The organism is Corynebacterium limaceinasi, assembly GCF_046717465.1.
In the GTDB taxonomy this organism is placed as follows: Bacteria; Actinomycetota; Actinomycetes; order Mycobacteriales; family Mycobacteriaceae; genus Corynebacterium.
Map to the genome: position 1 here is coordinate 146,303 of NZ_CP177100.1, position 11,140 is coordinate 157,442.

The 11,140-nt window shown below is 58.1% G+C and carries 10 protein-coding genes and 1 tRNA gene; 9 read left to right on the forward strand and 2 right to left on the reverse strand.

From position 1 onward, the window contains the following. Window positions 1-100 precede the first annotated feature (100 nt). The 4 genes from istA (at window position 101) to ACLI1Q_RS00770 (ending at window position 6,165) form a co-directional block, all read left to right on the forward strand. Window positions 101-1,675 carry an IS21 family transposase gene (gene istA / locus ACLI1Q_RS00755; RefSeq protein WP_239275835.1) on the forward strand — a complete coding sequence of 525 codons (1,575 nt, stop codon included), beginning with the start codon at window positions 101-103 and terminating at the stop codon, window positions 1,673-1,675. Further along, window positions 1,676-2,443: an ATP-binding protein gene (locus tag ACLI1Q_RS00760; RefSeq protein WP_411697023.1), complete on the forward strand. Its 768-nt coding sequence runs from the start codon at window positions 1,676-1,678 to the stop codon at window positions 2,441-2,443. Between the two features lie 1,675 nt (window positions 2,444-4,118). Then, the gene (locus tag ACLI1Q_RS00765) at window positions 4,119-5,048 is read left to right on the forward strand and encodes a DUF418 domain-containing protein (protein ID WP_239270033.1); all 930 of its coding nucleotides are present in this window, start codon (window positions 4,119-4,121) and stop codon (window positions 5,046-5,048) included. Window position 5,049: 1 nt separating this feature from the next. Then, complete coding sequence (locus ACLI1Q_RS00770; protein ID WP_239270032.1) at window positions 5,050-6,165, forward strand: trypsin-like serine protease; 1,116 nt, start codon at window positions 5,050-5,052, stop codon at window positions 6,163-6,165. Here the strand turns inward: ACLI1Q_RS00770 and ACLI1Q_RS00775 are convergent. Next, complete coding sequence (locus tag ACLI1Q_RS00775; RefSeq protein WP_239270031.1) at window positions 6,162-7,190, reverse strand: prephenate dehydrogenase; 1,029 nt, start codon at window positions 7,188-7,190, stop codon at window positions 6,162-6,164. The two genes, ACLI1Q_RS00770 and ACLI1Q_RS00775, sit on opposite strands and share 4 nt — an antisense overlap. A gap of 39 nt (window positions 7,191-7,229) precedes the next feature. On the opposite strand from ACLI1Q_RS00775, the gene ACLI1Q_RS00780 reads away from it, so the two are divergent. The 4 genes from ACLI1Q_RS00780 (at window position 7,230) to ACLI1Q_RS00795 (ending at window position 8,601) form a co-directional block, all read left to right on the forward strand. Next, window positions 7,230-7,709, forward strand: a complete 480-nt coding sequence (locus ACLI1Q_RS00780; RefSeq protein ID WP_239270030.1) for a tRNA adenosine deaminase-associated protein — start codon at window positions 7,230-7,232, stop codon at window positions 7,707-7,709. 4 nt (window positions 7,710-7,713) lie between these two features. Beyond that, a complete protein-coding gene (locus ACLI1Q_RS00785) occupies window positions 7,714-8,178 on the forward strand; it encodes a nucleoside deaminase (RefSeq protein WP_370657800.1) in 465 nt (154 codons plus the stop codon). Between the two features lie 41 nt (window positions 8,179-8,219). Continuing rightward, complete coding sequence (locus tag ACLI1Q_RS00790) at window positions 8,220-8,420, forward strand: CsbD family protein (RefSeq protein ID WP_239270028.1); 201 nt, start codon at window positions 8,220-8,222, stop codon at window positions 8,418-8,420. A gap of 93 nt (window positions 8,421-8,513) precedes the next feature. Then, a tRNA-Ser gene (locus tag ACLI1Q_RS00795) sits at window positions 8,514-8,601 on the forward strand. A 72-nt stretch (window positions 8,602-8,673) separates the two neighbouring features. Here the strand turns inward: ACLI1Q_RS00795 and ACLI1Q_RS00800 are convergent. Continuing rightward, window positions 8,674-9,135 (reverse strand): hypothetical protein, encoded by a 462-nt coding sequence (locus ACLI1Q_RS00800; RefSeq protein ID WP_239270027.1) that lies wholly within the window; start codon window positions 9,133-9,135, stop codon window positions 8,674-8,676. 120 nt (window positions 9,136-9,255) lie between these two features. Here ACLI1Q_RS00800 and ACLI1Q_RS00805 point away from each other — a divergent pair, with 120 nt between their 5' ends. Then, window positions 9,256-11,136, forward strand: a complete 1,881-nt coding sequence (locus ACLI1Q_RS00805; RefSeq protein WP_239270026.1) for an HtaA domain-containing protein — start codon at window positions 9,256-9,258, stop codon at window positions 11,134-11,136. Window positions 11,137-11,140 lie beyond the last annotated feature (4 nt).

Sequence of the window (11,140 nt, forward strand, 5' to 3'; positions counted from 1 at the left end):
GGGAGTTTTTATCCGGGGGTAGAAAACAAAGGGGGTCTTCATCCAGTGTTCGATAGAAGTGTCTAGCCGGACATATCTATCGAAAGGATGAAGACCCTTTATGCAGTCTTCCAGAAGAAGCCAGAAAATTCTGGCTCGCTACGCCATTTTAAAAAATGCGCGTGCTGTCGCCGACGAGCTCAACGTCTCGCACAACACGGTTCTACGCGTGGTGCGCGCTCACGCTGACGCACCGCCAGCGCGTGGGCCACGTCCGTCGATTACGGATGCGCACCGTGGATTCATCAAGGAACTGATCACCAACTCGGGCGGAAAGATCCGCGCCGACGTGGTCCACGAGGCTTTGCTGGACCGTGGTTTTGAAGGAAGCCAGCGCACCACGCGTCGCATCGTCGCGACACTCAAACAGGAATACCGCCTCTCGTCATCGCGGCGCGCACACCAGCCTTGGGTAACCGCACCAGGCAAATGGCTCCAGTACGACTTCGGCGACGGCCCAGTAGTCGATGGCAAGAAGACCGTGCTGTTTGTTGCCTGGGTTGCCTACTCGCGATTCCGCGTCGTCTTTGCCCTGCGTAACCGAAAGATGACTACCGTACTCGCTGCCTTAGACCGGTGCTTTCGGGCTATCGGCGGAGTACCCGACTTTGTGCTCACGGATAATGAGAAAACCGTAGTTGTAGGCCGTCACGCAAGCCTGCCGGAGTTCAATCCGACAATGGAATCGTTCATGTCGCACTACCGCGTTAGTATCCAATTCTGTGCACCGGCAGACCCTGCCACGAAAGGCGGAGTCGAATACGCCGTACGCCTAGCCAAAGACGACATCCTTCCCCGCGATACGAATCTCGTGGACGCCTACGAGACCTTCGGCCAGCTCGAAGCAGCATGCCAGGCATTTATGGACAAGATCAACGCCCGACCACACCGTACAACCGGGCTTGTTCCTGCAGAAGTACTGCGTGAAGTCGAAGCTAAACACCTCGGCCCACTGCCTGTGGACACGCATCCTAGTGTCTTCGGTGAACTGCGGAAAGTGCCGGCGAATACGCCCATGATCACCTACCAGCACGCGGTGTACTCAGTGCCTGAAGAACTCATGGGCCGGCAAGTCTACATCACAGAACAATCCAGCCCAGACGTCAATGAGGTCGTAATCTACTTCCACGACATCGACGGGGTGGAAGAAGTCGCACGCCATGTCAAAGGAGTCCGCGGCGACAGCCGGATTGACCCGAACCATTTCTCCTTCCAGCGGCCTGAGCCTGGCCACTACAAGGTCAATCCTCGCTCGAAACTAGAAAAAGACTTCCTTGCCATCGGACCCGGTGCCGAAGCGTGGCTGCGCTTCGGGGTTGCCCACCACGCACCGCAAATCAAACACACCATGAGTTTGTTCGTCACGCTGGCCGCTACGCGCGGGAAGTGGTTCGCTGATGACATCGCTCGCGCCGCGATCGACGCGGGCCTTATCACCAGCACCGATATCGAAGCCATGGCAGATAACTACCCAGTCAACGCCCTAGCTGCCAAAATCGGCACGGCCTTTAATATCGAGGGCCCAGAACCTGAAACCATCGAACATGCCTCGAACTCCTGGGACGGGTTCTACACACCCACACCACCTGAGACCTCACACCACGAGGCCGACGAGCACGAGGAGGCATGGTTCTAAATGAGCGCACCCAACTACCAGCTTCCCACAGGGCTTGCCGCACAACTAACCAGGCTTCGAGTACCCGGGCTTAAAAGTGCCGCCATTGACTACCTTCAATCATGTGACAATGACGCTCACCGCCGGCGCCTGGAAGAATTTCTAGGCACCATTGTCGAAGCAGAAGCACTCAGCAGGGCCAAGTCAGCGCTAGTCACCAGGCGTAAAAATGCTGGACTTCCTACCGGGGTAAGTTTCGCCGCGTGGGACCCAGCCAGGTCTACCATCCCAGTAGAACGCCAAGAACACCTCAAAGCCCTAGACTGGGTGGACCGCCACGACAACCTCGTTTTGTGCGGGCCACAAGGCACTGGCAAATCCATGCTCACCGAAGCACTTGCAGTCGAGCTGATTAAACGCGGCAAGAAGGTCAAGTGGCTCACAATGAAGAACCTCGGCCAGCTCATTAACCGGCACGCTGCGGACTTGGACCCGCATAAAGGCTTTTCGAAACTCGCCAAACTGGACTTAGTCATCCTTGACGACGTGGGATACTTCGACGTTACCGTCGCTGAAGCCAACGGATTCCTCGCGCTTATTGAAGCGACCTACCAGCACACCTCGCTGGCGATTACCTCGAACTCGCATCCGTCACGGTTCGCCGACCTCATGCCGCAGGTACGCCCCACACAGATCAACGCCGCCATCGACCGGCTAATGCACCACGCCATCGTCATCCAAACCGAAGGAGAATCCCAGCGCTACATCGACGCCACAACAAAGCGCTAACCCATAGGGCATAGTTCGCATACACACCCCGTCCGGCTAAGACAACCCTTCGAACACGCCCCACCCCCGTCGTGTCCGCCACTGGTCAGTTTCTCATGGCCATAGGCGGACTTTTTCATGTCCGCCTCCGGTCAGTTTTTCATGTCCGCTAACACCAAGCTCACCAGCAGCCGAGCGAACGCTACGTCCACTGCCAACCATGGCCACCAAGCTACGACGATCCGACTCAGACAACGAATGAAACGGGCCAACAACTCCAGGCACAACAACACCCTCCTAAGGGAAAGTGTTGCAACGACCCTCTGAACTCAAGAGGCGGGTTAAACGGCAAAAGGCCCGAGTCTCGCAGTGTCCATCATCTGGGGTCGGGCCCGAACTGCTAACACCAGTAATGGGTGCCAGGATCGGGATGATGACAATCGTTACCAAGAGTGTCAATTTATGTTACTTTAAGTAAGTCGTCGCGTACGGAAAGGAAAGTTATAAACAAAACATTAAAAACTGCCGCTTCTCTTTTGTCTTCTCGGCTGCTACTTCCTGCCTCGTCCGGAATGGCTCAAGCGGAAACAGTATAGGGGGACAAGAAGGGCTCAAAACCGTCTTTGGTGGAAACTGCCAAAACAGGGACGAAAACGGGATCCATGTGACGCGCAAAGGTAAAACTCACAACGATTGCTCCTTCGGTCATGCGCACGATGGAGGATTTCAAATTTTGAAGTTAAGGGCAATGCCGAATGTGCACGTCTATTTGTAATGGGAGAATATAAAGGAGAACAGTGTCACGCAATTCATCCTTAGGGGTTCTGTTAAAGATTGCGATTTGTGTATCACTGTTGCTCTGTCTCGGTTATGTTATCGGCGGGTTGAATGCGATATATGTTGCTAAGACCTTGGCCGAGACGGATTCTACCTCATCGTCAGACATCTTCCGCAGGCTAGAAAACGGCTTATTTTATTTTAAGGTTGCCGGAGTTTTTGCGGTTATTTTTCTTGCGGGAACTTACGCAGTCTGGCGCAGGGCCCATAACTTCCGTAAGCGAGAGTAATCCGGTTAGTTGTTTTTGGCTCGGTTGTTTATTGGGGGCCCGATTTTTGAGGTCTTAATTTTCCAAACCTCAAGCTCCTCTCCCTGTAGGTTGCGTCCGAAAGCGTGGTGTCTCCACTTTCTGGGGTCAGGCCCTACCACGGGTTACAGATACACCACACTAGTGGACGCAACCTCGGCTGATTTAGGGAGGAGAAACGAAGAGTGACCCAACTTCGTGACCATTTGCCAGGCAGTTTGAGCGCTTTTCATAGGTGTCAGGAAGCGTTCTGGCAGGAAAGAAATTATCAGGGTTTAGGTATGGAGAGGGCAATAGGCTATCTATAGCAAAATGGCAGGTAGGTGCGGGTTTCTGGGGTGAATTAAATGCGCGCAGTTGGCAATGATGCGCGCTGCGGTGGGCTCTCCGGAGTGTGTTGCCGCCGCGAAATTGGGTGCGATCGTGTGCGGTTGCGGGAAAGTGGGATTGCAGGATTGACCAGGCCAATAACGGCATTTATAAGGTACAGGGCATGTAAAGTGTTGATACAGCAACCTACCAGACTCGCGTTGTAGAAAAAGAGAGTCGTTAAAAACATGGGCCGTAGTGAAGACCGCTGCGTCCCATCACATCGTGAAGGAGAGTGCTAGGTGAGTACATCATCGCGCATCGTTGGGCTGGATTTGGCTCGTTCACTTGCCATTATTGGCATGATTATTTTGCACATGGCCTCGTTGGTATGGAGCACCAAGGTCATATTGTCGGGCCTTCCGGCCGCCCTATTTGCCATTGTCGCCGGCGTGACGATGATGCTCATCGGCAAGAACTATTCCGTACAGACGCTGCTGCGCCTGATTGCCCGTGGCGCCATCATTACGCTTATCGGACTGGCGCTGCTGCCGGTTGGCGGGCAGATTCAGGTCGTGCTCGTTGCCATGGGTATCACCATGATGGTGGTCTCCTGGGTGCCACCGCTGAACGTGTGGTGGAAGCTGGCCCTCTTCTTCGTCGCCGCCATCGCCTCAACCGTGCACTACGCGCCGTTTACCCTGCCGCAGGTCTATCCGCTGCTGGCATGGATCGCGTATTTCATCGCCGGCATGCTGCTCTTTGAGGTCTACATCCGCCCAGGTAGCTTCCGGACGGTGCTGCAGTGGATTGTTACCGCGGTCAGCGCGGTGATTGCCGCGGTTGGCACCTACTTCCGCTTCGAGCCGGATATTCCCAGCTGGCTGCGCTTTACCGGCCACACCGGTGTCGCGGGCGAAATCCTGCTCTCCGTTGCAGTGGCAGCCGTGGTGCTGCACCTGTGTCTGCTCATCGGCAGCGCAGTACCCAAGCTCGTCTACCCCTTGGCCGCAATGGGCACGATGTCCCTGACCGTCTATGTCTTGCACGTGCTTTCCGCTTATTACTGGCAAAGCCACATCTCACTGCACAACACCGCGTGGGCGTGGGCATTTATTGGCCTATTCCTCGTGCTTGCCACCATCTGGCGGAAATTCCTGGGCCAAGGCCCGCTTGAAAAGGCCGTCTCCATCGCCGTTAAACTCGCCGTTCCTGCTGGAAAGAAGGACTAACATGTCGCGTAAATTTGCTACCGCCTTGACCACCGCTGGCATCATCGGGATGCTGGCGGCCCCCGCCAGCGCCCTTGAGCACGGCGAACCCGCCCCCGATAACGCCGAGTCCCAGACCGTCGCTGCGCTCAAGATGGGCCGCATAGGCAACTTCGGCGACTGCACCGGCACGCTGGTGGATAAGCAGTGGGTGCTTACCGCCCGCCACTGCCTGCAGTCTGTCAATAACGAAGGCACCCAGGCCCGCCTGGGAGGCAAGGTCTATGACGCGGATTCGTGGGCGCTATCCCCGCTTTCCGATGCCGGACTCCTCCACCTCACCGAGCCCGTCACCGATATCAAACCAGCCAAGATCTCCACCGATATTCCAGAGACCGGCGACCTTGGCACCCTGTATGGCTGGAGCAGCAGCTCCTCCATGGCGCGCAAGGGCCAGCTGCCGATGGCAGAGATGAAGGTCTCCGAAATCCTGGGCGGCGGGCCAAGCGATGACTCCGCACAGAAGCCAGGCGCCGACAAGGAAGCCCCAGAAGGCTACGAGTCCGTGCCCGCTGAGGAAGCCATGCCGGGCGTCAAGATGCCAGGATCTGGTTCGGGATCGGATAAGCCCAAGGTGGTCTCGCCAGGTGCCACCAAGCCGGGCGCCGAGCAGCCGCAGATTGTCAAGCCTGACGGCAACGGTGGGGAAGTAATGCAGCCTAGCCAAGGCGGCATGGCCCCGATGATCAGCAGCCCAATCCTCGATGTCCACTCCACCGGTAATGCCGGCATGCAGGGTGGCGATTCTGGCGGACCGTTCTTCGTGGGCGGAAAGCTTGCGGGCCTTGCTACCGCGGGTACCTCCAATGCGGACCCGGATCTGCCCTCCCCAAGCGCGGCTATCACCACGCTCGCAGGCGCCAAGGACTGGGTAGACGGCGTAATCAGCGGCAAGGATAAGGACGCCATCTTGACCGCGGAGACCACGCCTACTCCGCAGGCAACGCCACAGACCAGCGGCGACCGCCCGTGGATCTACTTCACGGTAGCGGCCATTGGCCTTATCGGTGCCGCGGCGGCCGCGCGCACCTTCGCTAGCGGTGCTGGCAACGGTGTCGCCCGCACGTCGCGCCGCTAAAAAATCTCGATGCGCCCGCCCAAGGATTCGGTCTGGCGCAGCTGCGCCACCCACTTCGGGCCGCCGGGGTGCAGGCGCAGCACCGGGCGGGAGGAAATCTTGACCGGGGAGACCGATTCCTTGCGCGCGCCCGACCTAGCTTCGATGCGGGTGCGGGCGCGGTAGCCGGCATCGGCAAGCTCAGCGATGGAAGGCTTGGGGGCGGCGAGCTTCTCCCGGGCATCGTGAAGCAGCTCCAGCGCCTCATCCAAGGCCTCCACCAAGGCCGGGGCATTGGTCTCGCACATCTGCCGCACGAGATCCGGGCGGGTGCTTGCCACCCGGGTCGCATCCTTGAAGGAACCGGCGGCCAAGGACTGCGCCAAAATGCCGCCATTATCGCCCACCGTGGCCAGGGTCTCCGCAAAGATATGCGGCAGGTGGGAAATGCGGGCGACCGCCGCATCGTGGTTGGCCACGCGGATGGGCACGGCCTCTGCATGCACCATCTGGGTCATGCGCACGACGTCCGTAAAAGTCTCAATCCATTTCTTAGGAACCTTTTCCCCGCGCGCCTCATACTCGGCGGCGTAATCGTAGGTAATGCCCCACGCGGCGCGGCGGAAAAGCCCCGCCTGGGAGTGATCCCACCCCGATTTCGAGGTACCCGCCATGGGGTGCCCGCCCACGTAGCGATCCTCCATGCCGCGGTCACAGACCTGCTGACGCACGGGGGTCTTCACAGAGACCACGTCCGTAATGCCGCAGCTAGGGGCGTGTTCCTGAATGGCATCCAAGACGCTGCCCACCGCGGTCATGGGAACGGCGATCACAATGAGCGCCTCTTCAACCTCGGCGCGGTTAAGCACCGCCGGCAAATCATCATTGACGTCAAAACCCTGTTTGACTGCGGTGCGGGCGGCGGACGTCGAGTGGTTGTATCCAAATACGTCGTGGTTATAGCCCGCGAGATCGCGTAGCAAGGAACCACCGATGAGGCCGAGGCCGATAATGCAGATGGGGCGTTGAACATCTTGAGAACTCACGGTGACAATTGTGGCACAACACGACTAATCTCACGAGGTATGAGCAACGAAAATTACTCTTTCGCGGTTACCGTCGCCCGCAACGAGGGACAATGGGTCGTGCGCAGCTTCGATGATGACTTTGAGGACCCGCAAACCTCCATCACCGCGGTGCGCGCCCTGCGCGCTGAAGGCGCAGCTTTCGCCCTTCTCTGCGTCGAGGACGCCTACTTCATTGCCGTGCGGCCCGTGCCCGGCGGGGTGAAATTGCTAATTTCGGATGCCACCTACGGCGTTGACGATGACTTTGCCGCGGACTTCATGGAGCTCAATGACTATGAGATTCCAGACGTGGACCCGGAAGAGGCCGAGCCCTACGGCGAGGGCGACTTCGATATCTTCGCTGACCTGGGCCTATCCGAGGATCAGGTGGGCTACATCATCGATGATGAGGACGATTGGCCCTCCGATATGCTCCTGCGCATTGCCGGCGACCTGGGCTTTGGGGATGAGCTAGAAGACGTCATTGATAACGCCTAGGCCCCTGCAGCGCGCGCAGGAACGCATGCAGCGCGCCCTCGCGGTGGCGCGCCAGACCCCCGCCGGCGACGTGCCGGTTGGGGCGGTGCTTTATGATGCCACCGGCCGCGAGCTCGCTACCGGCGTCAACCGTCGCGAGCAATTGCGCGATCCCACCGCCCACGCCGAGGTCGAGGCCATCCGCCAGGCGGTGCGCGTCCACGGCGATGGCTGGCGCCTGACCGGCTGCGAGCTCGTGGTCACCTTGGAGCCCTGCGCCATGTGCGCCGGCGCCCTGCAAGCCGCGCGGATAAGTTCGCTGGTATTTGGCGCGTTTGAGCCAAAGACGGGTGCGTGCGGCTCGCTTATCGATGTCCTGCGTGCCCCCACCGCCCCCTTTACCCCACAGGTCCGCGGCGGCGTGCTTGAAGAGGACTGTGTGGCGTTGCTAGAAAAATTCTTCACCACACTGCGCGAAAAGTGGGTATAGTAGCTGTCACACTGTAAGCGACTCATTTAAGGAGAGAGAAAATGGGCGATTTGGAAAACAAGAAGGACGACCTCGCAGGCAAGGCAAAGGAAGCTGTTGGTGAGGCAACCGGTAACGAAGACGTAGCCAACGAGGGCAAGGCCGACCAGGTCGCTTCCGAGGCTAAGGACAAGCTGTCCGACGCTGCTGACAGCATCAAGGACAAGGCCAACGACATCATCGGTGGCCTGAAGAAGGACTAATTTTAGAGTCCCTTCATAGCGAAATCGCTGCGCTGGCTTAGTGCCGGCGCAGCGATTTTGTTGCATCGGGGGTCCTCCCGTAGTCTGGAAAGCGGTGGCGTGTCCGAGCGGCCGAAGGTGATCGCCTCGAAAGCGATTGTTGGGTAACCCCCAACCGCGGGTTCAAATCCCGCCGCCACCGCGCAAGGCCCCGAACTGTTAATGCAGGTCGGGGCCTATTTTTGTTTTCTCTGGCAAGGAGTGTTGGGGTGACTTAAGCGTCCTGCTTTGTGCGTTCAGCCCGGGCGCGGCGGCGCTGCACGGTGGGGAGGAACCACGTCGCAACGGCGGCGATGACGGCTATGGTGCCCGCGCTCCACGCGAGGTATTTCACGGGGGTGAACCACCACGCCAGGGCCGCGATTACTGCGATGACTGCCCATACTGCGGGGACGAGGAGACTGGGCCGTTCGGCCCACGGTTCCCGGGGGAACCGGCTGCGCGCCTCCGCACGGATGCGGCGCGGGGTCTTTTGAGATAGGGCGAAGGAACAGGCGACCACAAAGGTCAGGCCAATGCCGGCGATGAGCAGGCTGCCGCTTACGCCGCCGAACATGAATACGCCGACGGAAAGCGCTAAGGATAAGCGTTCACCGATCGTGAGTGGGAAGTTCTGTGTGGGATCGACATCTGGATAGATGCTGTTGAAGATGTCTTTGCGGGGATCGTTGTGCATTTTTGTTTCTTATAGGGGGTGGTTTATTGACAATCAAAAGAAGTTAGGTCAGGATACACTTACTTCACTAAGGCAAGCTTAGCCTATATCATTTTTAGGCACGAAAACAAGGTTCTCAATATGATTGGAAAACTGTGGAAGTCGGCGTTCGGCATCATCGTCGCGGCTTTCCTCGTCGCAGCATTCGCCCCACTTTTGTCTTCTGCCCCGGTTGCCCACGCAGATGAATCCTGCACATGGAAATGGGGCATCAAGCAGTCATTCCGCAGCTACGTCAAAGGCAATATCGCCCACGGTGGTTGGGGGGCCAACGGCATTGGCTTCACGGGCGATGAACGGGGCGAAGGCGCGTTTGTCTTTACTGCAGGAAAGCCCGATGCATCCGGTGGAAACATCACGATTCCGTTCAATGGAACGCTGAATTTTACTGGCCACGATGGGATCTTGGATATGACTATGTCTGACTTCAAGGTCAAGGCCTCTGGTAAGCAGGCGCAGATTTCCGTGGACTACGTCTCCTATGAGATGAACCGCCAAGACCTCAGCCGCGGTAAAAAGATCCAAGGCAATGATGAGGTAATCGCCACCATTAATCTGGCCAACCCCGTCAACGATGGTGCCGGGAAGGTTGATTTGTCTGGATCTACCACTCTGACTTCCGGCGGGGCCAAGCTTTTCACCGGCTTCTACCAGCCAGGTGAAGCCTTAGATCCGTCCTCCGGCAGCATTGCTCTCGACGGATCATGCTCTGGATCCGGATCTGGCTCCGGTTCCGGTTCGGGTGAGAAGCGTCCATTGACGTCCATTACAGGTTCCTTCACGGGCTTTAACAAGGAAGCCATGGACATCCTGTCTGAAACCAATGACACGATGAACGGGATTACTACGTTCATGGGCAATACCCAGGCGTTTCTGGATGAGTTGGAGTCTTTCAACAACCGGGGTGGATCAAACTCGAATTCGGATGGTTCTGCTTCGGGTACGTCGAACTCCGCTGGAGGAAACTCGGCTTCTACTAACTCTGCAGCGGGAAATTCATCACCGAGCAACTCTGGTTCGGGCGGAGGCGGCGGCGCCTCAGGAGCTGGCAAAGCAGCGGGAACTGGTCCTGCGCACTCCGAATCTGCGAACTCCGGCGCCCCGGGCTCAGGTAATTCGGGCGCGGGAGCACCTGGCGGGGGCGATGCCGTCTGTGAGGCTACTGGGGTTACGCAAGCCACCGCTCAGTGGGGCTTAAAGAAATCCTTCCAATCCTATATCACCGGATCCATTGCCCAAGGCCGGTGGGATCTCTCTGGTGTTGGCTATGACAATGGCCGTTTCCAATTCACTGGTAACTCTGGTGCCGTAAAAGATGGCGCGGGCTCCGTGCAGTATGGCGGGAGCATGCAGTTCACCGGGCACCACGGCAAGTTGGACCTCAACATCTCCAACCTGGAAATCACCTTCAACGGCAATTCCGGCGAGCTTATCGCTGACGTGCGATCTTCCAATATGGAAGGAAAGAAGAAAGACTTTGGGCACGCTGTTATTGGCACCTTGAGCTTTACTTCTCTCGACGTCGGCACGGACGCCGTGTCCGGTGAAGCTGAGGTATCGCTTTCTGAAACCGGCTCCCAAGCCCTCGCTGAGTTCTATGAACCGGGCACCCAGCTGGATCCATTGAGCTTCCACGCCACCTTGGGCGGAAGCGCTGATTGCGGCGCCGTATCCGGTGGCGGCGGAGCAAGCTCCGGTTCTGGATCTGGTGGCGCCGGCGCGGGCGGAAACGGAAAGGGCGGCTCTGCTTCCAAGGGCGGAGCTCATGCCGCAGCCGGGGACCCAGCGCATGCTGGTGATTCCTCGCAGGGATACGAGGACGGCTCGAACAAGTTCAAGGTCAAGTCCGCGACTTCTCCCAGCGGAAACATGGATAACCCGACTACCTATCTCCTGCTATTCATCGTCGGATTGATCATTGCCGGCGGTTCCACCAGCCGCCTTGTCATGAACAACTCTTAGAAGG

What these genes read in the sequence shown, in the direction of transcription:
- ACLI1Q_RS00790 (WP_239270028.1), top strand. Translation starts at nt 8,220, where the DNA reads ATGGGCGATTTGGAAAACAAGAAGGACGACCTCGCAGGCAAGGCAAAG.
- ACLI1Q_RS00805 (WP_239270026.1), top strand. Translation starts at nt 9,256, where the DNA reads ATGATTGGAAAACTGTGGAAGTCGGCGTTCGGCATCATCGTCGCGGCT.
- istA (WP_239275835.1), top strand. Translation starts at nt 101, where the DNA reads ATGCAGTCTTCCAGAAGAAGCCAGAAAATTCTGGCTCGCTACGCCATT.
- ACLI1Q_RS00800 (WP_239270027.1), bottom strand. Translation starts at nt 9,135, where the DNA reads ATGCACAACGATCCCCGCAAAGACATCTTCAACAGCATCTATCCAGAT.
- ACLI1Q_RS00780 (WP_239270030.1), top strand. Translation starts at nt 7,230, where the DNA reads ATGAGCAACGAAAATTACTCTTTCGCGGTTACCGTCGCCCGCAACGAG.
- ACLI1Q_RS00760 (WP_411697023.1), top strand. Translation starts at nt 1,676, where the DNA reads ATGAGCGCACCCAACTACCAGCTTCCCACAGGGCTTGCCGCACAACTA.
- ACLI1Q_RS00770 (WP_239270032.1), top strand. Translation starts at nt 5,050, where the DNA reads ATGTCGCGTAAATTTGCTACCGCCTTGACCACCGCTGGCATCATCGGG.